This window comes from Marinovum sp. PR37, from assembly GCF_028807375.1.
In the GTDB taxonomy this organism is placed as follows: domain Bacteria; phylum Pseudomonadota; class Alphaproteobacteria; order Rhodobacterales; family Rhodobacteraceae; genus Marinovum; species Marinovum algicola.
The window spans coordinates 77,140-97,033 of the sequence record NZ_JARAML010000006.1; the positions used below are offsets into that span (position 1 = coordinate 77,140).

Annotated in this window: 24 protein-coding genes; 13 read left to right on the forward strand and 11 right to left on the reverse strand. The window is 67.0% G+C overall.

Going from position 1 to position 19,894, the window contains the following annotated elements; genetic code table 11:
- The first annotated feature begins 61 nt into the window (after window positions 1-61).
- The 5 genes from PVW49_RS07200 to PVW49_RS07220 are packed head-to-tail and all read left to right on the forward strand — an operon-like array spanning window position 62 to window position 4,385.
- Entirely contained in the window at window positions 62-826 is a 765-nt protein-coding gene (locus PVW49_RS07200) for an ABC transporter ATP-binding protein (RefSeq protein ID WP_274590226.1), read from the forward strand.
- On the forward strand, window positions 819-1,544 hold the full coding sequence (locus tag PVW49_RS07205) for an ABC transporter ATP-binding protein (protein WP_074836926.1): 726 nt from the start codon (window positions 819-821) through the stop codon (window positions 1,542-1,544). Before PVW49_RS07200 ends, PVW49_RS07205 begins: the two co-directional genes overlap by 8 nt.
- A complete protein-coding gene (locus PVW49_RS07210; RefSeq protein ID WP_048529339.1) occupies window positions 1,541-2,572 on the forward strand; it encodes a branched-chain amino acid ABC transporter permease in 1,032 nt (343 codons plus the stop codon). Before PVW49_RS07205 ends, PVW49_RS07210 begins: the two co-directional genes overlap by 4 nt.
- Window positions 2,572-3,624, forward strand: coding sequence for a branched-chain amino acid ABC transporter permease (locus tag PVW49_RS07215; RefSeq protein ID WP_074836928.1), 1,053 nt, complete (start codon window positions 2,572-2,574; stop codon window positions 3,622-3,624). Before PVW49_RS07210 ends, PVW49_RS07215 begins: the two co-directional genes overlap by 1 nt.
- Window positions 3,621-4,385 (forward strand): alpha/beta fold hydrolase, encoded by a 765-nt coding sequence (locus PVW49_RS07220; protein ID WP_274590227.1) that lies wholly within the window; start codon window positions 3,621-3,623, stop codon window positions 4,383-4,385. The genes PVW49_RS07215 and PVW49_RS07220 overlap by 4 nt, the downstream gene beginning before the upstream one ends.
- On the opposite strand, the gene PVW49_RS07225 is transcribed toward PVW49_RS07220, so the two are convergent.
- From PVW49_RS07225 to PVW49_RS07240, 4 genes are read right to left on the reverse strand one after another with little or no spacing between them, the layout of a single operon-like run.
- Window positions 4,363-4,731 carry a phosphate acetyltransferase gene (locus PVW49_RS07225; protein WP_274590228.1) on the reverse strand — a complete coding sequence of 123 codons (369 nt, stop codon included), beginning with the start codon at window positions 4,729-4,731 and terminating at the stop codon, window positions 4,363-4,365. The two genes, PVW49_RS07220 and PVW49_RS07225, sit on opposite strands and share 23 nt — an antisense overlap.
- Window positions 4,728-5,090 carry a MaoC/PaaZ C-terminal domain-containing protein gene (locus tag PVW49_RS07230; protein ID WP_074836929.1) on the reverse strand — a complete coding sequence of 121 codons (363 nt, stop codon included), beginning with the start codon at window positions 5,088-5,090 and terminating at the stop codon, window positions 4,728-4,730. Before PVW49_RS07230 ends, PVW49_RS07225 begins: the two co-directional genes overlap by 4 nt.
- Complete coding sequence (locus PVW49_RS07235; RefSeq protein ID WP_244526498.1) at window positions 5,077-6,567, reverse strand: AMP-binding protein; 1,491 nt, start codon at window positions 6,565-6,567, stop codon at window positions 5,077-5,079. The genes PVW49_RS07230 and PVW49_RS07235 overlap by 14 nt, the downstream gene beginning before the upstream one ends.
- The gene (locus PVW49_RS07240; RefSeq protein WP_274565846.1) at window positions 6,564-7,139 is read right to left on the reverse strand and encodes a TetR/AcrR family transcriptional regulator; all 576 of its coding nucleotides are present in this window, start codon (window positions 7,137-7,139) and stop codon (window positions 6,564-6,566) included. The genes PVW49_RS07235 and PVW49_RS07240 overlap by 4 nt, the downstream gene beginning before the upstream one ends.
- Before the next feature lie 124 nt (window positions 7,140-7,263).
- On the opposite strand from PVW49_RS07240, the gene PVW49_RS07245 reads away from it, so the two are divergent.
- Both PVW49_RS07245 and PVW49_RS07250 read left to right on the forward strand, forming a co-directional pair.
- On the forward strand, window positions 7,264-7,575 hold the full coding sequence (locus PVW49_RS07245) for an ArsR/SmtB family transcription factor (RefSeq protein WP_048529349.1): 312 nt from the start codon (window positions 7,264-7,266) through the stop codon (window positions 7,573-7,575).
- A complete protein-coding gene (locus tag PVW49_RS07250) occupies window positions 7,568-8,596 on the forward strand; it encodes a permease (protein WP_274590229.1) in 1,029 nt (342 codons plus the stop codon). Before PVW49_RS07245 ends, PVW49_RS07250 begins: the two co-directional genes overlap by 8 nt.
- 26 nt (window positions 8,597-8,622) lie before the next feature.
- Here PVW49_RS07250 and PVW49_RS07255 read toward each other — a convergent pair whose 3' ends face one another.
- From PVW49_RS07255 to PVW49_RS07280, 6 genes are all read right to left on the reverse strand, one after another.
- Window positions 8,623-10,095: a phospholipase D-like domain-containing protein gene (locus PVW49_RS07255; RefSeq protein WP_048529353.1), complete on the reverse strand. Its 1,473-nt coding sequence runs from the start codon at window positions 10,093-10,095 to the stop codon at window positions 8,623-8,625.
- 2 nt (window positions 10,096-10,097) lie between these two features.
- A complete protein-coding gene (murJ, locus tag PVW49_RS07260; RefSeq protein ID WP_048529355.1) occupies window positions 10,098-11,645 on the reverse strand; it encodes a murein biosynthesis integral membrane protein MurJ in 1,548 nt (515 codons plus the stop codon).
- A gap of 216 nt (window positions 11,646-11,861) precedes the next feature.
- On the reverse strand, window positions 11,862-12,977 hold the full coding sequence (locus PVW49_RS07265) for a site-specific DNA-methyltransferase (RefSeq protein ID WP_048529357.1): 1,116 nt from the start codon (window positions 12,975-12,977) through the stop codon (window positions 11,862-11,864).
- 89 nt (window positions 12,978-13,066) lie between these two features.
- Window positions 13,067-13,699 (reverse strand): ribonuclease HII, encoded by a 633-nt coding sequence (locus PVW49_RS07270; RefSeq protein ID WP_274590230.1) that lies wholly within the window; start codon window positions 13,697-13,699, stop codon window positions 13,067-13,069.
- A 70-nt stretch (window positions 13,700-13,769) separates the two neighbouring features.
- Window positions 13,770-14,909 carry a Hint domain-containing protein gene (locus PVW49_RS07275; RefSeq protein WP_274590231.1) on the reverse strand — a complete coding sequence of 380 codons (1,140 nt, stop codon included), beginning with the start codon at window positions 14,907-14,909 and terminating at the stop codon, window positions 13,770-13,772.
- A 190-nt stretch (window positions 14,910-15,099) separates the two neighbouring features.
- Window positions 15,100-15,582 (reverse strand): hypothetical protein, encoded by a 483-nt coding sequence (locus tag PVW49_RS07280; protein ID WP_048529363.1) that lies wholly within the window; start codon window positions 15,580-15,582, stop codon window positions 15,100-15,102.
- 196 nt (window positions 15,583-15,778) lie between these two features.
- Here PVW49_RS07280 and PVW49_RS07285 point away from each other — a divergent pair, with 196 nt between their 5' ends.
- The 6 genes from PVW49_RS07285 (at window position 15,779) to PVW49_RS07310 (ending at window position 19,500) form a co-directional block, all read left to right on the forward strand.
- The gene (locus PVW49_RS07285) at window positions 15,779-16,018 is read left to right on the forward strand and encodes a hypothetical protein (RefSeq protein ID WP_048529365.1); all 240 of its coding nucleotides are present in this window, start codon (window positions 15,779-15,781) and stop codon (window positions 16,016-16,018) included.
- A 61-nt stretch (window positions 16,019-16,079) separates the two neighbouring features.
- Complete coding sequence (locus PVW49_RS07290) at window positions 16,080-16,784, forward strand: hypothetical protein (RefSeq protein WP_074836941.1); 705 nt, start codon at window positions 16,080-16,082, stop codon at window positions 16,782-16,784.
- A gap of 147 nt (window positions 16,785-16,931) precedes the next feature.
- The gene (locus PVW49_RS07295; RefSeq protein ID WP_048529369.1) at window positions 16,932-17,216 is read left to right on the forward strand and encodes a DUF2218 domain-containing protein; all 285 of its coding nucleotides are present in this window, start codon (window positions 16,932-16,934) and stop codon (window positions 17,214-17,216) included.
- Between the two features lie 61 nt (window positions 17,217-17,277).
- Window positions 17,278-18,579 (forward strand): histidinol dehydrogenase, encoded by a 1,302-nt coding sequence (hisD, locus tag PVW49_RS07300; RefSeq protein ID WP_274590232.1) that lies wholly within the window; start codon window positions 17,278-17,280, stop codon window positions 18,577-18,579.
- A gap of 3 nt (window positions 18,580-18,582) precedes the next feature.
- Window positions 18,583-18,930, forward strand: coding sequence for an arsenate reductase (glutaredoxin) (arsC, locus tag PVW49_RS07305; protein WP_442757208.1), 348 nt, complete (start codon window positions 18,583-18,585; stop codon window positions 18,928-18,930).
- Between the two features lie 66 nt (window positions 18,931-18,996).
- Complete coding sequence (locus PVW49_RS07310) at window positions 18,997-19,500, forward strand: DUF2937 family protein (RefSeq protein ID WP_274590233.1); 504 nt, start codon at window positions 18,997-18,999, stop codon at window positions 19,498-19,500.
- Here the strand turns inward: PVW49_RS07310 and PVW49_RS07315 are convergent.
- Window positions 19,497-19,865 (reverse strand): hypothetical protein, encoded by a 369-nt coding sequence (locus PVW49_RS07315; protein ID WP_048529376.1) that lies wholly within the window; start codon window positions 19,863-19,865, stop codon window positions 19,497-19,499. The genes PVW49_RS07310 and PVW49_RS07315 overlap by 4 nt on opposite strands.
- Window positions 19,866-19,894: the final 29 nt, after the last annotated feature.

Genomic DNA, 19,894 nt, shown 5'->3' on the forward strand with positions numbered 1-19,894 from the left:
TGGGTCGCGAACCCACCCGCCGCCCTCCGATGCAGGGTGGGTTGCAATCCACCGTTCCGCCATGACCCAACCGCTTCTCGAAACCCGCGATCTCACCGTGCGCTTTGGCGGCCATGTTGCCGTCGACGCGGTAAGTTGCGCCTTCGCCGCCGGTGAGCTGACTGCCATCGTCGGACCGAATGGCGCCGGCAAGACCACCTATTTCAACCTGATTTCCGGCCAGATCGCCGCCAGTGCCGGCCAGGTGCTGCTGCGGGGCGAGGACATCACCCGCCAGTCGGTCGCGCGGCGCTGTGCCGGGGGGCTGGGGCGGGCGTTTCAGCTCACCAACCTGTTTCCCGACCTGACCACGCTGGAAAACGTCCGGCTGGTGATCCAGGCGCGCCGCGCCAAGGGCTTCAACCTGCTGTCGATGGCTGCCTCCGATAACGACTTGCGCGACGCGGCGCTGGCGGTGCTCGAGCGGGTGCGCATGACCGCGCTGCGCGACACCAGGGTTTCGGAACTCAGCCACGGCAATCAGCGCAAGCTCGAGGTGGCGATGCTGATCGCGCTCGATCCGGCGGTCTACTTGTTCGACGAACCCACCGCCGGGATGAGCGCCGACGAGGCGCCGGTGGTGCTTGATCTGATCGCCGGGCTCAAGGCCGAGCGCGACCGCACCATCCTGCTGGTCGAACACAAGATGGACGTCATCCGCACGCTGGCCGACCGTATCATCGTGCTGCACAACGGCGCCCTGGCCGCCGATGGGCCGCCGGGCGAGGTGATGGCGATGGAGGTGGTGCAGGAGGCCTATATGGGAAAGGATCTCGCCCTTGTCTGACCCCATCCTCTCGCTCTCGGGCGTCTGTACCGACATCGCCCAGTACCACATCCTGCAAGGCGTCGATCTCGAGGTCGGGCGCGGCGGCGTCACCATGCTTCTGGGCCGCAATGGCGTCGGCAAGACCACGACGCTGCGCACCGTCATCGGCCATTGGCAGGCCCGCGCCGGCAGCATCCGCTTTGACGGCCAGGAGATCACCCGCATGCCGACGCCGGACCGTGCCCGCGCCGGCATCGGTTTCGTGCCCGAGGACATGGGCATCTTTTCCGGCCTCACGGTCGAGGAGAACATGACCCTCGCCGCCGCCTCCGGGCCGCTGGATACGGCCCGGCGCGACTGGCTGTTCTCGGTCTTTCCGCCGCTCAGAACCTTCTGGCGCTCGGCCGCCGGCACGCTCTCGGGCGGGCAGAAACAGATGCTGTCGATTGCCCGCGCCATGGCCGAGGAGCGCCGGCTCTACCTGATCGACGAACCCACCAAGGGCCTCGCCCCGGCGATCATCTCGACCATGGTCGGCGCGCTGCGCGAGCTGAAATCGCAGGGCGCCTCGATCCTGATGGTCGAACAGAACTTTGCCGTCGCCAAGGCGCTGGGCGACCAGGTGGCGGTGATGGAAGACGGCTGTATCATCTGGACCGGCGCGATGGCCGACCTGGCCGCCGACGCCGCGTTGCAGGAGCGGCTGATGGGCCTGAGCATGGAGGTGGAGGCATGAGCGTCGCGCCCGATCACAGCCCGACCTTTGCCCGCACCTCGCTTGCCGAGCGGCTGAGCAGGGCGGCGCCCTATCTGTTGGTCCCCGTGCTTGTCGTGCTGGGCTTTCTTGCCATTGGCGCGCCGTCGTCCTGGCTGACGCTGACCGTCTCGGGCCTCGCCATGGGCATGATGATCTTTGTCATGGCCTCGGGGCTGACGCTGGTCTTTGGCCTGATGGACGTGATCAACTTCGGCCATGGCGCCTTTATCTCGGTGGGGGCCTTCGTCGGCATCTCGGTTCTGCTGGCCTTGGGCAGTTGGACCGGCGCGCCGTCGCTGGCGCTCAACGTCGCGGCGGTGATGCTGGCGGTGGTGGCGGCGATGATCGTCACCGGCGCGCTGGGCTGGGCCTTCGAGCGGGTCATCGTGCGCCCCGTCTATGGCGCGCATCTCAAGCAGATCCTCGTCACCGTCGGCGGGCTGATCGTGATCGAGCAGCTGATCCATGTGGTCTGGGGGCCGGACGAGATCTTTCTTACCCGCCCCGAGACGCTGAAAGGCGCCTTTACCTTCGCCGGGGCCGCGATCGAGAAATACCGCCTGCTGGCGGTTGTTGTCGGCCTCGTGCTCTTTGTCGCCATGCGGCTGGTCTTCACGCGCACCAAGATCGGGCTGATCGTCCGCGCCGGCGTGCAGAACGGCGAGATGGTCGAGGCGCTGGGCTACCGGTTGCGGCTGGTCTTCATCGGGGTCTTCATCGCCGGATCGGCGCTGGCCGGCCTCGGCGGCGTGATGTGGGGGCTTTATCAGGAGGTGATCACCGCCGGCATGGGCGAGGAGATGATGATCCTGGTCTTCATCGTGGTGATCATCGGCGGGCTGGGCTCGATCGAGGGCGCTTTCATCGGCGCGCTGCTGGTCGGGCTGTTGCAGAATTATATCGCCTTTCTCGAACCCAAGCTGGCGCTGATTTCCAACATCGGGCTGATGACGGCGATCCTGATGTGGCGGCCGCAGGGGATGATGCCGGTGGTGGAGGCCAAGTGATGCTGACCAGACTGCTCTCCGGCGACCGGCCCCGGTCGCTTGTCCTCACCGTGATCCTGCTGGCGATCCTCGGGGCGCTGGCCTTTGCGCCCTTCCTCTTTCCCGGCGTGCGCTCGCTGGAAACGGCGGCGCGGATTTGCATCTTTATCGTGCTGGTGGCCTCATATGACCTGCTCCTGGGCTACACCGGCATCGTCAGCTTTGCCCATACGATGTTCTTTGGTCTCGGGGCCTATGGCGTTGCGCTGGCTTCGGACGCGATGGGCCGGGGCTGGGGCGCCCTGGCGGTCGGCACGGTGGCCGGCGCGCTGGCGGCGGCTGTACTGGCGGCGGTGATCGGCATGTTCTCGTTGCGGGTGCGGGCGATCTTCTTTGCCATGATCACCCTGGCCGTGGCCTCGGCGGTGGCGGTGCTGGTCAGCCAGCTCTCGGCGATCACCGGCGGCGAGGACGGGCTGAACTATTCCATCCCGCGCGAATTGACACCGGCCTTTCGGCTGGGCGAGGTCATGGGCGTCAGGATCAACGGCAAGCTGCTGAACTACTACCTGGTGTTCACCTGCTGCCTCGTGCTCTTTCTGGTTCTGCTGCGTGTGGTCAACTCTCCTTTCGGCCGGGTGTTGCAGGCGATCCGCGAGAACGAGTTCCGGGCCGAGGCGATCGGCTATCGTGTGGTCTATTACCGCATCATCGCCACCTGTCTCTCTGCTTCGGTGGCGGCGCTGGCGGGGAGCCTGTTTGCGATCTGGCTGCGCTATGTCGGGCCGGATACCACGCTGTCCTTCACCATCATGCTCGACATCCTGCTGATGGTGGTGATTGGCGGCATGGGCACGATCTATGGCGCGGTGATCGGGGCCGCGATCTTCGTGCTGGCGCAGAACTACCTGCAAACTCTGATGGGATCGGCCGCCGAGGCCACCGCCGGCCTGCCGCTGGTGCCCGACCTGCTCAACCCCGACCGCTGGCTGCTGTGGTTGGGCGTGCTGTTCATCCTCAGCGTCTATTTCTTTCCGACCGGCATTGTCGGCCGCCTGCGGACCGGCCGTTGAGCGGCAGAGGTCCGCTGATCCTGCTGCATGGCTGGACCATGTGTGGCGCGATCTTCGACGATCTCGCCGCGCGGCTGGGCGATGTGGCGCAGTGCCATGCGCCCGACCTGCCCGGCCATGGCGCGGCGGCGGACCGCCCGGCGACGCTCGACGCCTGCGCCGCGCTGGTCGCCGAGCAGGTGGCCGCAGCCCGGGCTCCGCCGGTGCTCCTGGGCTGGTCGATGGGGGCGGCAGCAGCCTGGCGCTATATCGCGCGGGAGGGCTGTGGCGCGCTCGCCGGGCTGGTCACGGTGGACATGAGCCCGCGCCTGCGCCCGGCGGCGGATTGGTGCCACGGGCTAAAGCGGCAGAGCGCCGAGGACATTATGCGGGCGACCGCACGCATCCGGCAGGACTGGCCCGCCGCGACCGGCAGCATCGCCGCCAACATGTTCGCCACGCCGGCCGGTGCACCGGGGCTGGCGCCGCAGCAGGCGCGGCGGCTGATCCTGTCGCAGGACGCGGCGGCGATGCAGGCGCTCTGGGAAGATTTGCTGACGCTCGACGAACGCGCCACGATTGCCGGGATCGATCGGCCTTATCTGGTCTGTTCCGGGGCGCAAAGCCGGGTCTACCCGGCTTCGGCCGCCACCTGGCTGGCGCAGGCCGCGCCGCAGGCCCGGCACCAGGTCTTTGCCCGTTCGGGCCATTCGCCGCATCTGGAAGAGCCGGCGGCGATGAGTGACGCCCTGCGCCGCTTTATCCGCGCGCTGCCGGCGTGACGTCCCGCGCCTTGACCAGCGCACGGCCTTCGCAGATCACCTGACCGCCGGCATCGGTGCAGCGCGCCCAGAGATCGACGAGGTGTTTCTCGGGCCGCAACCGGGTGATCTCGACCGTCGCCGTCAACTCGGTCTGCGGCGCGGCCCGGCCGGTAAAGTGCAGCTCCTGCTTGAGGTAATTCGTGCCCGCGCCCGGCAGGTCGACCCCGAGCAGGTGGGAAAACAGCGCCGCGATCAGCGGTTCGGGCACATGCGCCGTGGGCGCGGCCCCGGCCAGCGCGGCAAAATCTGCCAGATCGGCGGCGGTATAGCTGCGCCTGAGCTCGGCCCTGTCCCCGACCTTCATGCCGCGATCTCCGTTTCGCCCAGAAGCACCTCGGCGCCGTCCTCGGCCCGCACCGCGCGCAGTTCGAGCCGCCCGGCCTGCGTTTCGCGTACCGTGAGATGCAGCCGCTCGCCGACAAAGGCCGGATTGGGAAACATCATCGTCTGGCGGAGCTGCCGCGCCTCGGGACGCGCCTGACGGATCAGCCCCCAGAACCTGGCATAGATCAGCATGCCATGGCTCACCGTGCGGCCGAAGGAGGTGCGGGCGGAAAACGCCGGATCGACGTGGATCGGGTTGTCATCGCCCGAGACCCGGGCGAAGGCGTCAAAGTCGGCTTGCGTCGGGCACCAGTCGGCGGAGAGATCAATCGGCGGCATCGCGTGCCCTCAGTTCGGATTTGCGCACCTTGCCGGCGGCGGTGCGGGGAAAGTCCTCGACCAGATGCAGCCGCGTCGGCACCTTGTAGCCGGCGAGTCGCGCGCGGCACCAGGGCCGCAGCGCCTGCGGATCGAGCCGCGTGCCCGGCCGGGCGATGACAAAGCCTTCGCCGACCTCGCCCCATTTTGCATCCGGCACGCCCACCACCGCAGCCTCGAGCACGTCCGGGTGGCTGTGCAGCACCCTCTCGACCTCGGCCGGATAGACGTTTTCGCCGCCCGAGACATACATGTCCTTGATCCGGTCGACGATGAAGTAATAGCCCTCGCCATCGCGCCGCCCGATGTCGCCCGAGCGCAGCCAGCCGTCCTCGGTAAAGGTCGCGCGGGTGGCCTCGGGGTTGTCGAAGTAACCGGGGGTGATGTTCGGCCCGCGCATCTCGATTTCGCCTTCGCCGGGCTGGCCATCGGGCACGCCTGCCAGCCGCACGTCGGTCAGCATCTGGGCATGGCCGACCGAGCCGATCTTGTCAGAGGCGCGGGCGGCGTCCATCAGAAAGACCGTGGGGCCGGTCTCGGTCATGCCGAAACCGTTGAGCACCTTGCAGCCGCGCGCGGCAAAGAAGCGGATCAGCGGCTCGCCCAGCGGCGCGCCGCCGCAGCCGCAGCGCAGGGTTGTCCAGTCGATCCGCTCGACGTCCGGCAAGAGCGAAAAGGCCTGAAAGATCGCCGGCACTCCAAAGAACTGCGTCACCTGGCCGGCGCGGATCAGGGCAAGGATCGTCTCGGGTTCGAACCGGGGCAGCACGGTGGAATGACCGCCGTTGAGAAACAGCGGCAGGGTGTAGAGATTGATCCCGGCGGTGTGAAACAGCGGCAGGAAGTTGACCGAGGTGTCGGCGCCGGTCAGTGCCACCGCCTGACCGATGTTGACCGCATTGGCCCAGGCCATGCGCGGCGTCTGGATCACCGCCTTGGGCCGGCCGGTGGTGCCGGAGGTGAATAGCAGATACCAGGGCCGCTCGGCCGGGATCGGCGCGTTGCGGGGCGGGGCCGGGCTGGCCATCCAATCCGCCAGATCGTCGAAGGAAAAGACCGCAAGGCCGGTGTCTCTGGCGAGATCGGCCGCCAGACCGGCATGCGGCGCGTCGTGGATCAGGGCGCGCGGGCGCACCGGCGCCAGGGTTTCGAGCAGTTCCGGCACCGGCTGGCGCCAGTTCAGCGGGCAGAGAATGATGCCGGTTTTCTGACAGGCAAAGAGTAGCACAAAGAACTCGACCCGGTTGAGGCAGAGCAGCGCCAGCCGGTCGCCTTCGTTCATTCCATGGTGCAGAAGCGCGGCGGCGACCGCGTCGGCGGCGCGGTTGATGTCGGCAAAGCCCCAGACCCGGCCGCTGGCGGCATCGGTGAACCCCGGCGCCTCGGGCGTGATCTCGGCCCGCTTGTGCGCCATGTCGGGCAGGGCGTCCGGGCTCACGGCACCAGCCCCTCGCTGATCATCCGGAAGGTTTCCTCGACCACCCGGTCGATGTCGGGCTTGTCCTCCCAGAGCACGAAACGTTCGCCCAGCGTCTTGGAAATGCCCATCAGGGCCCAGGCGCGGATCTCGGCGTCGCCTTCGGTGATCTCGCCTGCCGCCTGCGCCCGCCGCAGCTGCGCGGCATAGGCCCTCGCGAAGCTGGTGAAGTAATTGCGATAGGCCTCGGGGTCGACAAACCGCGCCTCTTCGACAATGCGGTAGAGCGCCGGGCGGTCGGCCACGAAGCTGAGAAAGGCGTGCAGGCCAGCGCGTTCCGCAGCAAGCCGGTCGGGCGCCTCGGTGACCGCCTCGGCCACCATGGCGCGGGTCAGCCGGCCCATTTCCAGCACCAGCTCGCGGAAGATCTCTTCCTTGCTCCTGAAGTAGATGTAGAACGTGCCAAGCGCCGTTTCGGCCTCGCGCGTGATGTCGGCGATCGAGGCCATGGAAAAGCCCTTGTCACCGATCACCACCTCGGCGGCATGCAAGAGCTGGGCCCGGCGTTCAAGCCCGCGTTTGGTTTTTGGCAATCCCTGCGTCATGACGCAATATGAATACTGATTCATGTTTCAAATTCAAGCAAATTCGCGGCTTGGCTTGACCTTCGCTAAAATACCCACAAAACTAGTTATATCGAATCAAAGGGAGTGCAACATGGAGTGGCACGACGCCGCGGCAGGCTTTGCCGCAATGGGATCGGAGGCGCGTTTGCAGGTTCTGCGGGTGCTGATCCGCGCGGGCCAGGCGGGGCTGACGGTGGGCGCGCTTCAGGACCGCACCGGCATGGCACCGTCGACGCTGGCGCATCACCTGAAATTTCTGGCCGGGGCCGGCTTGATCGGGCAGGCGCGCGACGGGCGGATGGTGCTCAACCACGCCGATTTCGACCGGCTGCGCGATCTGGCGGATTTCATCCTCAAGGAATGCTGTGCCGATGTGGCGGGCGCGGCGGCCAACGATGGTTGAGCTGACCCAGAGCCCGCGGCGCGATGCCTGGCGCCATCTGAGGACGCCCTGGACGCTGGTGGCGGTGATCCCGCTGATCGTGGCGCTGCTTGATCCCGGGCAGGCGCTGCCTGTGGTGCGCTTTGCCCTGGCGGCCTTGGCCGGCACGTTGCCCTTCATCCTCGTTGCGGTGCTGATGATCGCCTGTCTGAAAGCCTCGGGCGCCGAAGCGCTGATTGCCCGCGCCTTCGACGGCCGCGAGGGGCGGGCCATCGTCATGGCCGCGCTCTTCGGCGGTCTGGCGCCCTTCTGCTCGTGCGAGGTGATCCCCTTCATCGCCGGGTTGCTGGCGCTTGGCGCGCCACTGGCGGCGGTCATGGCCTTCTGGCTGTCCTCGCCGCTGATCGATCCGCCGACGCTGCTGATCACAGCCGCGGCGCTGGGCTGGCCCTTTGCCATCGGCAAGGCGGTGGCGGCGGTGGCGCTGGGTCTCTCCGGCGGCTTCGCGGTGCGGGCGCTGACCGGGGCGGGGGTCTTTTCCGATGTTCTGCGGCGGCGCCGTAAATCAGGTGGCTGCGGTTGCGGGCCCGATCCGCTGGCCGGCCGTCCGGTCTGGCGCTTCTGGGCCAAGCGGCCCCGGCGCCGGGTGTTTCGCGACCAGGCGGCCGAGAACCTTATGTTCCTGCTCAAATGGCTGGCGTTTGCCTATATGCTCGAGGCGCTGCTGGTGACCTATGTGCCGGCCGAGGTGATTGGCGGGATCGTCGGCGGCGAAGGGGCGGGGCCGGTGGTGATCGCGGCGCTGGTGGGCATGCCGGCCTATCTCAACGCCTATGTCGCGCCGCCGCTGCTGGCGGGGCTGACCGATCAGGGAATGACCGCAGGCGCGGCGATGGCTTTCATGATCGCCGGTTCGGTCAGTTCGATCCCGGCGATGACGGCGGTCTGGTCGCTGGTGCGCCCGCGGGTGTTTTTCACCTATCTCGGGCTCGGGGTCGCGGGGGCGATCCTGTCTGGGCTGGCCTTCGGCGCCTTGATCTGACAGCGGCCCGGTTGCGCGGCCGCGCCTCAGAACATGTCGTCGGGCAGGATCGGCAGCAGACGCGAAAAGCGGCGGACCTTTTCCAGCGGATAGGGCAGCGCGAAGCCCTGGCGCCGCTCGGGCGGCAAGGCGGCGTTGCGCTCGGCCAGCTTGCGCCAGGTGGCGGCGCGGGTGATGTCGGCCTCGGTTTCGCCCAGCCAGATCCGGGCGAGCGACCGGCGCAGCTCCGTGATGATGCTTTCGGTATCGAAGCGGATCGAGGCCTCGGTGTCCCAACGCAGCGAGCGGCCATTGAGATTGGCGGAGCCGACGATGCCGGTGTGATCGTCGGCCAGCATGACCTTGGAATGCACATAGACCGGCCCGGCGCCGTGAATGGCCGGGCTGTCCTTGGGCGCCGGTCGGGGCTGTGCCGGGGCGATCACGGCGCAGCGCGTGCCATAGGCGCCCTGGAGTTGCTGAAGCGCGCGGGCCTGAAGTGCGTGGGCATGGCGGGCATCCCAGCCGGAATCGCCGTCAAAGAGCACACGTTCCGCAAAGGGCGGAAGGATCATGATCAGGTCGAGCTCCGGTCTTTCGGCGGCATCGACGAGCGCCTTGATCACCGGGCGGTGGCGCAGGAACTGGGTCTCGATGTAAAGACTGTCGCGGGCCGTATCGATCGCGCGCAGCACCGCCTCTTCGGTCTCGCGCACATCGGGGCGGGGGCCAAGCCGGCCGATGCCGGGGCAGGGCGTCGAAAGCGTGCGCAGCAGGTCGAGGCGGCCGTCGCTCTTGCGCGCGGGCACGGCGGGCAGTTTGGTGGCCTTGCGGCCGTCCGGGCTCTTGCCGCAGATCAGCGAACGGTTCCAGCAGTCGGTGAAATGCCGGTGCAGGCTGGTGCAGAAATCGCCCTCGACCTGCATCGAAACGTCATGCCAGGTCTCTTCCGGCGGGCGGTCATGGCCGGGCGTGTCGAACCGGCGTTCGTTGATGTCGAGCCCGCCGACGACCGCCTTGTTGCCGTCGGCGACGATGAATTTCTGGTGGATGGTCACAGGACGCAATTGGGCCAGCCCCTGAAGCGCCGCGCGTTCCACCGGTGTCAGACTGGCCTTGTCCTCTTCGCGCAGCTCGGCCACCCGCTGGTGCAATGTGCTGCGCATGATCATGCGCCAGAGCCAACCGGCCGCCTGGCCATGCGGCGCACAGAGCACCTGGACGTCGCCGTCGACGGCGGCGTGAATGCGGTTGGCCGAGGCCCAGGCGAGGCGGTGCAGATCCGGGGTGAAGAACGGATCGAAATCGGCCAGCAGCACCCGCAGCCTGACGCCGCGCGCCGCCGTCTCGGCCAGCAGATCGGCCCAGGTCTCGAGCCCGCGGGCGCGGGCACCCTCGCCCCGAAGCCGCGTCTCCGGATCAAAGATCCGAAACGACATGCAGAGCGTCTCCTGCGCCTCTTCCGCCAGCTGTTCCATCGCCGGAAACCCTTGGGAGGCGGTGATCAGCGGGCGTAACATGGTCAGGCTCTCCTGCGGCGCAAGGCGCCGGTGACGTCTCGGTAGGTGAAGGCGCCCAAGAGCTGTCCGAAGGCGAAGTAGCTCAGGCTGCCCAGCATGATGAGTGCCGCAAGGGCGGGGTAGCGGATGTAGTCCATCGTCAGGTAGCGCCCCAGTGCCGCATTCAAGCCCCAGAGCACCAGCCCCATGGCAAGTGACGCGAGGACAATGCGCCAGATGCGGCGGCGGAAGCGGGCATCAAAGCGCACCGTTTCGCCGAACCTGCGGCTGCCCAGCGCCAGCATCGCCACCATCGCCCAGCCGGCGACCGATGTTGCCACCGCCGGCGCGAGCCAGCCGATCACGAAGGACAGCCCGATCGCCACCACGGCGTTGATCACCATCGACCAGACGGCATAGCGGAACGGGCTCCTGGTGTCCTCGCGGGCGAAAAAGATCGGTTGCAGCAGCTTTTGCAGGATAAAGGCCGGCAGCCCCAACGCATAGATCGCCACCGCCACGGCAATCGCCGCGCTGTCGTCCGGGCCGGTGGCGCCGCGTTCGAACAGCACCGAGACCAGCGGCAGCGGAATCACCACCAGCGCCACGGCGCAGGGCAGCGAGATGATGAAGGCAAATTCGCTGGCCCGTGACAGCGCATCGCGGGCACCGGCGCCATCGCCGGATTTCAGCCGCCGGGACAGGTCGGGCAGGAGGACGATGCCGGCGGCGATGCCGACCACGCCGAGCGGAAGCTGATAGAGCCGGTCGGCGGCGTAAAGCCAGCCCACCGCATTCTCGAAGTTCGAGGCAACCTGCTGGCCGACCAGCAGGTTGACCTGCATCACCCCGCCCGCCAGCGCCGCCGGAAGCGCCACCACGGCAAGGTGTTTCATGTCGGGGGTGAGGCGCGGCCAGCGCCAGTCGAGCCGATAGCCGGCCTGACGCACCGCCCACCAGACCAGCGCCAACTGGGCAATGCCGGAAAACGGGATCGTCCAGATCAGCACCTCGGCGACCGGCCCGCCCAGCAAAGCCGCGAGGCCCATGGCCAGGATCACGAAGAGATTGAGCAAAGAGGGCGCGGCGGCGGCGGCGGCGAAATGGCCCGCGGCATTGAGCATGCCGGAAAACAGCGCCGCCAGCGAGATGAAGAGCACATAGGGAAAGACCACCCGGCCAAAGCTTACCGTGAGGTCGAAGCGCTCGGTGCCGGCAAAGCCCTCGGCGGTGGCCCAGACCAGCGCCGGCATGAAGACCAGCGACAGGCCGGTCAGGCAGAGCAGAACGAAGGCCAGCCCCGAAGCCGCCTCGGAGGCGAACCCTTCGGGGTCTTCCGCCGCCTCGACCCGCTTGGAAAACATCGGCACGAAGGCAGCGTTGAAGGCGCCCTCGGCAAAGAACCGGCGGAACATGTTGGGCAGCCGGAAGGCGGCGACAAAGGCGTCCATGACCGGGCCGGGACCGATCAGCCCGAGAATCATCACCTCGCGGATGACCCCCAGAACGCGGCTCAGCAAGGTCCATATCCCGACGGTGAAGATGCCGGAGATCAGGCGGATCGGTTTCATGATGGGCTCGGGCCTCGTGGCTGGGCTGACGGGACAGGGCGGAAAGGGGCTGGCTCCGGCTTATCCGATTGGCCAACGCGGCGGAAGGGGGCGGGTTCCTGTGGCAATGAGCGCCGGTCGGCAAGCACGAAAAAACCCCGCCGGTGACGGCGGGGCCAGGTGGATGCCGTCACGAGGACAGGCACCGGCGGTATCTTGGTCTTCTGGAGGGAAACCTCAGTTCGGGCGGTGGCCCATTTCGGCGCGAATCTGCTGCCGGAACACGTCGATCGGCACCGATTTGCCATCGCGCTTGATGTGCCAGTAGGTCCAGCCATTGCACGAGGGCGCGCCTTCCAGCGCCGCGCCGACCTGGTGGATCGAGCCACGGACATCGCCGCCCACCAGCGTGCCATCGGCACGCACCTTGGCCTTGTGACGCTTGTTCATCGAATAGAGCTCTTCGCCCGGGCGCAGCATGCCGCGCTCGACCAGCTGGCCGAAAGGCACACGCGGCGCGGCGCGTTTCGAGGCGGTGACCTCCAGCGCCTCGCGTTCGAACCGGCGGACCTTGGCCAACCGGGCCTCGGCAACCTTGCGATAGGCCTCCTCGCGCTCGATGCCGATGAAGTCGCGGCCCAGCATCTTGGCCACCGCGCCGGTGGTGCCGGTGCCAAAGAACGGGTCGAGCACCACGTCGCCCGGGTTGGTCGAGCCGACCAGAACCCGGTGCAGCAGCGACTGCGGCTTCTGCGTCGGATGGGCCTTTTCGCCGCTTTCGTCCTTGAGCCGCTCACCGCCATTGCAGATCGGCAGCACCCAGTCCGAACGCATCTGGATGCCTTCGTTCAACGATTTCAGCGCCTCGTAGTTGAAGGTGTACTTTGCGCCCTCTTCCTTGGACGCCCAGATCATCGTCTCATGGGCGTTGGTGAAGCGCTTGCCGCGGAAATTCGGCATCGGGTTGGATTTGCGCCAGACCACGTCGTTGAGAATCCAGAAACCCGCGTTCTGCATCGCCGCGCCGACGCGGAAGATGTTGTGATAGGAGCCGATCACCCAGATCGCCCCGTTGGGTTTGAGCAGGCGCCGCGCGGCGGAAAGCCATTCCTGGGTGAACCGATCATAGGCGGCGAAGGACGCGAACTGATCCCAGTGGTCGTCGACGGCGTCGACACGGGAATTGTCGGGCCGGTGCAGCTCGCCCTTGAGTTGCAGATTGTAGGGGGGATCCGCAAAGATCAGATCGACAGAATTCTCGGGCAGGCTCCGCATCACCTCGATGCAGTCGCCAGCAAGAATCGTGTTGAGTGGGAGCGTAACCGCCCCCTTTGCCTTGGTTTTTGTCTTCATTTTCTGCCTCTGTCCCCGGTGCGTTATCGCACTCGTTGGTTGCCGACAGGATGAGTCAAAGCTGATTCGCGGTCAATTTCTTTTTTGAATCAAGGGGTTGGGTTTTTCGCTTGATACAAGATATTGTGGACCGGTTTGAAGGAACGTCTATGGTGTGGGGTCACACCAAGGCTTGTCAGAGCGGCCTTGTGCGATTTCGTCGGATAACCCGCATTGGTTTCCCAACCGTATCCCGGAAAGTGTTGCGCCAAATCCCGCATGACATAATCCCGCCTGATTTTCGCCACAATTGAGGCCGCCGCGATCGACACCGAACGGCTGTCGCCCTTGACCACCGCGCGCGCCGGGAGCGTCAGCCCGCGGGGCAGGAGATTGCCGTCGATCAGCAGGAAATCCGGCGGCTCCGGCAGCGCCGCCACGGCGCGCAGCATGGCAATGTGACTGGCGCGCAAGATGTTGTGGCTGTCGATCTCGGCGACGCTGGCAGTGCCCAGCCCGATCTGCGCGCAGCCTTCCAGCTCAGTCATCAGCGCGCTGCGCCTTGTTTCGCACAACACCTTGGAATCATTGAGACCCAGCGGCACACGCACCGGGTCGAGCATGACCGCTGCGGCCATCACCGGCCCGGCCAGAGGCCCGCGGCCGACCTCGTCCACCCCGGCGATTCGCAGGAAGCCCTCGGCGCGGGCGGCGTCTTCGAAACTCATGTCAGGCTGTGTCATGGTCTTCCACTGGCGCGGAATCCGTCGGGGCGCAAGTGCCAGAAGGGCCGCGGCCCGATTCTGGCCGAACTCAGCCGCGCCGGCGGGTGGTTTCGGCCTCCCGCGGCTCGCGCAGAAGGTCGCGATCCCAGTCGGCCAGGGTGGCGCCGCGGGCCTTGCGCCCCGCTGTCCACTCCGAAACAAGGCAACGCGTGCGCCGGACCGTCAGGCAGTCGCGCGCTGGCGGGCCGTTCAGCACCGGGCCGACTGCGCCGGCAAAGGCCTGGGCGACCGCCCGCCGCTCCTGCGGGGCGAGCGTGGCCAGCACCATCGGCCCGAGCAGTACCGATTCGGAGAGGCAGCCATTGGCGGTGACGATGCCGTGCCGGGCGCAGGCGAAATGATGCCAGCGGATCCGGCGTTTGCCTCGCATCAGGCGGATGCCGGGCAGCCCGGTGAGCGCCTTGGCCGGGGCCAGCGCCTCGCGGATCGGCAGGCCGGCCAGTTGCCCGCGCCCGCCGACCAGCAGGCGGTGCTGCGGCGATACGGTGAGATCCTGCGCCGGCCGGTCGGAACCAAGCGCGCCGGCGGCGATCAGCACCGGTGTGGAATCCTCTGCCGGGTGCGCCAGCGCCCGATCCTCGCTATGGCACCAGAGGATACGCGCCGGCCCGTGATCCAGCGTGCTGACCAGGTCGCCCACCGCAAGCTCTTCGATGCGGCGGCGGCCCCGGGGCGTGTCGATCCGCGTGCCTTCGGCATAACAGACGGTCTGCGCATAGGTGGCGCTGCCGATGAGGTTGCCGCCGGTCGGGCGATAATATCCGCCGGGCTCCAGCGGCACGTCGGACTGGAATGCCCAGACGTCCTGATCGATCCCGTTCTGCGAAAACACGGTGAGCGTGAAGGGATCGCCGATCGGGGTGCCGCTGGCGTCATATTGCTGCATGGTGATCAGCGATTCCGCCGCGACACCGGTGCCGCTGGCGATCAGGGTACCACCATCGATGATCGTGTGTTTTGAGGTCTGGTCATCCTCGAGCACGGTGGTATCGCGGCTGACATCTTCGAGCGTCACGGTCTCGGGCGTGCCGCCGGCAAAGACAAAGACCGTTCCGCGAGGGATATCCGAGAGGTTGAGGATTGCACTGCCGACCGGCAGCGAGGTGCCCGCACTGGTGACGACGGTCATCAGATTGGCGTCATAGACCTCGAGTGCCTGTGTGACCATCGGTTCGCCCTGTGTCCTACCGTCCTTGCAGGTGCAGGCATGACAGGAATTGGTTGCGGAAAGGTTGCCGCCGGCGCAGCCGGTGCCGGAAACGGACCGGGGCGCCCCCTAAGGAGCGCCCCGGCGCGGTGCAGGTCGCAGGGGCTTTGTCCTGCACCTTGGCCCGATCGCGTGCGACCATGACCGGGCTTTATCGACGTCCGGCGACCCTATATCCGCGGTTGCGGAGACAGCGCGGGTGATAGCCCACGCGGGTGACCTTGTGACCGTTGCGCCAGACCCGCACCTGCATCCGGCAGGCGCGCGGCAGCCAGTCGGCCTGGCTGTAATTGCGTTGCAGGCAGCGGTTGCCGAACATGCGGACCGGGCCCTGGTGGGTTCGGATGCGCCTCAGGCAATAGCCGGGCAGCGGCGCGCGGCCCCGTTTGAAGCCGCGGTCCTTGTCGCCGCGATGCGAGTACCCGCGGTTGGTGTAGCCCCGGTCAGTGTCGCGATTGTCACGATAGACATTGGCGCTTCCGCCTCTGGAGAACTCGTTGAGCAGCAGGATCGTCCCGGCGCCGGCAATGAACCGGTTGAGGTTGTGCCTGTGGTCGGCAGCGGCGGGGGCGGCGGACAGGCTGGTCAGGGCCAGGGCGGCGGCCACCAGGCTGGGTATGACTTTACGCGACATCGGAATTTCCTTTCTACGGCACCTCTTCGTTTCATCAGGGTCCGCACCGGGGGATGACCGGCATCGGACCAGCGATGACAAAAGCTTGGGGTCGAGCCGGCTAGAGAGGCAATAACAGGGGGCTGTTATCGGATAACGCCCCGTGAAAACCCCTGTTGTTATTGAAAAACACCGCCAAAGCGCGCAGCTTGGAGAGATGAGGAAAACCCTTGCTTCTATCGCCCTTGCGGCCTCTGTCGGCCTGACGCCCGCCTGGGCCGGCGCCGCCTGTCTGGCCGAGTACAAGGCCAAGCGCGACAACCCGCTCGAGCTGATCTATGACATCACCCCGATCCGCGGCGCCTGCACGCGAGAGAACGCCGAGGCGCAATTGCAGGCCCAACTCGCCGAACAGGGGCGGACGCTGCTCAAGGTGCTCTCGGTGCGGCAGGAGTGAGGCCGGTTGACGCCGGGCGCGGCTTCATGCGTCATGTCGCGGCCAGGATCCGGAGACAGATTTGATCGATACCGACACCACCGCCGCAGAGCTGCGCCGTTCGGGAAGCCGGCTGGTGCAATGGGGCATCGGCGCCGTGGTGGCGATTCTGGCGCTGGCGGCGGTTTTCCTGTTCATGACCCTGCCGGATGCCAATGCCTTCAACGCCCGGGTCGAGCGCATCTTTGTCGAGAACGACGCGCTGACCAGCGCGGCCGAGATCAAGCTGCTGGAGATCCTCGCGCTGTCCGGCACCGCTTTTTCCGAAACTCTGACGTCGTATCGCATGGTGATCTTCGTGCTGCTGGTCTTTGCCGCCAGCCTGTTGATCGCCACCCTGGTGTTTCTGGTGATGCTGGTCACGCTCAACCGGCGCATGGCGCAGATCGAGCATTCCGGCATCCAGGTCTCATCGCTCCTGATCAGCCGCGATGAAAAGACCGTCTATCTCAACAACATGGGCTTCCGGCTGACCGATGCCGCGATCGAGACGCTGTGCGTTCTGGCCGAGGCGCGGATGGATGAAGAGGTGCTGACCGGAGCGCAGATCGAGGCGATGATTTCCGGCCGCTCGGAGGCCGATTGCGAAGAGGCCGCCGGTGCCACGCGAATCAAGCGCCTGCGTGACGGGCTGGGCAATCAGCTGGTCAGCGCGCTGCTGGTCAAGAACATCGCCCGGCGCGGCTATGTGCTGTCGGTGGGCAAGGAGGTGATCCGGGTGCTGTGAGGGGAGGGCCGGGAATAATCTGACCCCGATCCGGGGCCGCCTGAGACGAACCGCGAGGCCCCGGCGCGCGGGCCGGGGGCGGGGATGGCTTGAAACCTGCGGGTCGCCACGCTACATGATCCTTATTGAAATTGTCAGGATATGCCCATGCCCCAGACCGGCACCTTTGAGACCCCCAATGCCTCGAAATACCTCCAGCAGCTCTGCAAGCACTTTGCCCACAAGGTGCCGGCCAGCTTCGACACCACTCGCGGCGCGATCGAATTTCCCTTTGGCGAGGTGCGCCTGAGTGCCGACGACGCCGAGCTGCGCATCGAGATTCCCGGCTCTGACGAGGATACCCGCGAACGCGGCCGCAACGTGATCGACCGCCATCTCGAACGCTTTGCCTTCCGCGAGGCGTTCACCCACATGAACTGGCAGCCGGTCTGACCCCGGCTTGAGCCTTTCCCCCCGGCGGTCTATGTCTCGCGGGAGCCATCAGGAGCCCGCCATGCCCGTCTTTCTGTCGACCTCAGCGCCCGATTTCGAGGCCAAGTTCCGCGCCCTGCTGAGCGCCAAGCGTGAAGACAGCCCCGATGTCGACGATACCGTCGCCAGGATCATCGCCGACGTCCGGCGCCGGGGCGACCGGGCGGTGGTCGAGCTGACCGAGCGCTTTGACCGGCTGACGCTCGACCCCGCGGGCATGGCCTTTACCGCAGAGGAGATCGCGGCGCAGTGCGCCAAGGTGCCCGACGCCGAGCGTCAGGCGCTGGAAACCGCCGCCGAGCGGATCCGCGCCTATCACGTGCGCCAATTGCCCGACGATCAGCAATGGACCGATCCCGAGGGCGCCACGCTCGGCTGGCGCTGGACCGCCGTCTCGGCGGCGGGCCTCTATGTGCCCGGCGGGCTGGCCTCTTATCCCTCTTCGGTGCTGATGAACGCGATCCCGGCCAAGGTCGCCGGTGTCGACCGGCTGGCGATCACCGTGCCGACGCCGGATGGCGTGGTGAACCCGCTGGTTCTGCTGGCCGCGCGGATCGCCGGGGTCGACGAGGTCTATCGCATCGGCGGTGCCCAGGCGATTGCCGCGCTGGCCTATGGCACCGAGACCATTGCGCCGGTCGACAAGATCACCGGCCCCGGCAATGCCTTTGTCGCTGCCGCCAAGCGCCGGGTCTTCGGCAAGGTGGGCATCGACATGATCGCCGGCCCCTCCGAGATTCTGGTGATCGCCGACCGCGACAACGACCCCGACTGGATCGCGCTCGACCTGATGAGCCAGGCCGAGCACGACGAGAGCGCGCAATCGCTGCTGATCACCGATGACGCGGAGTTCGGCCGTGCGGTGGCCGAGGCAGTGGAAAAACGCCTCGAAACGCTGGAGCGCCGCGCCATTGCCGGCGCCAGCTGGCGCGATTTCGGCGCCGTGATCACCGTTGCCGACCTCGACGAAGCCGCCGAGCTGTCAGACCGCATCGCGCCTGAACACCTCGAGCTTTGCGTCGCCGACCCGGAGGCGCTGAGCGGGAAAATCCGCCACGCCGGCGCGATCTTTCTCGGCCAGTGGACGCCCGAGGCGATCGGCGATTACGTCGGCGGCCCGAACCACGTGCTGCCCACCGCCCGTTCGGCGCGGTTCTCCTCGGGGCTATCGGTGCTCGATTTCATGAAGCGCACCACCCTGTCAAAGATGTCGCCCGACGCCCTGCGCGCCTGTGGCCCGGCGGCCGAGGTGCTGGCGAAATCCGAGAGCCTTGAGGCGCATGGTCTCTCGGTCACCGCGCGGCTGCGCAAGCTGAACGGATAAGCCATGGCGATTGTCATCTTTCACAATCCCAATTGCTCCAAGTCCCGTGCCGCGCTCGATCTGATCCGCGCCGCCGGACAGGAGCCGACCGTGGTGCCCTACCTCAGGACCGGCTGGACCCGGCCGCAGCTTCAGGCGCTGTTCGCGGTGGCCGATCTGCGCCCGCGTGACGCCCTGCGCAGCGCTCGCGGCCCGGCCCGGGAGCTGGGGCTGCTCGATGAGGGCACCAGCGACGAGACGATCCTCGACGCCATGGTGGCCCATCCCGAGCTGGTCGAACGGCCGCTGGTGTGCAGCCCGAAAGGCGTGCGCCTCTGCCGTCCGCCCGAGCGGGTGCGCGACCTGCTATAAGCCGGGCTTGATCGGGCGCGATGGCGCGCCTTATGGTTGGACCGAGCAGAACCGACAGGACAGGCCATGTTTGCAAAAGCCCTGAGTCTCGCGGGGGGCATCGCCGGCGCGGTGGGCCTGTCGCAATTCCCCGAGTTCTCGCAGCAATATGCCCAGCGGCTGGGCGGCGCGGTGGATGAGCTGGCGCGCGTGGTGGAAGACTTCGATGCGGATGCTTCCGACGTCGGGCTGAACCGCGACGAGGCGCTGTCGCAGCTCTCGCGCGGCGGATCGCTGGCACGGGCGCGGGCCGCGACAATGGCGGCGACCATTGCGCGGCATCAGAAGCTTTCGGCGGATCTGGCTGCGCTCGAGGGCGCCGGGCCCTTCACCCGCGCCTATTTCGCCACGCGAATGACCGACAGCGGCATCGCCGAACGCGCCTGGCAGGCCTACAAACCGGCGGTGCCCACCACCTTCGAGGGCGTCACCTTTGCCGGTGTCGGCTATCTGACCGGGCTGCTGCTGGTCGGTGCGGCGCTGTCGGTGCTGCGGCGGCTGTTCCGCCGCCGGCGCCCGGTCGCGACCTAAAGCTCGATCTCGGTGTCGCCGGTCACCGGCGCGTCAAGCATCTCTTGCGGGGTCTTGCGGCGGATGATGATATCGCCGTTGGGCAGGATCTCGGGCGGGTGATAGGCACTCCAGTCCTCGACCTCGGCCATCAGATCCCGCAGCGCAGGGCCCATTTCGCGGACAAAGCTGCGCAAATTGGGTTCGATCTCGCGGGCAAAGCCCTCGAGCTCGCGCAGCGCCGGTTCCATTTCGTCCATCAGCCCGCGAAAGAACAGCTTGGCGCCTTCTTCCATCAGGTTGTAATTGTCCTCCGACTCCTCCTGCGCGGCGGCCGGCAGGGCGAGACAGGTGGCAAGCATGGTGGCGGTGACGATCTGTTTCATGATGCGGCTTTCATCGCTGCAAATGTCGT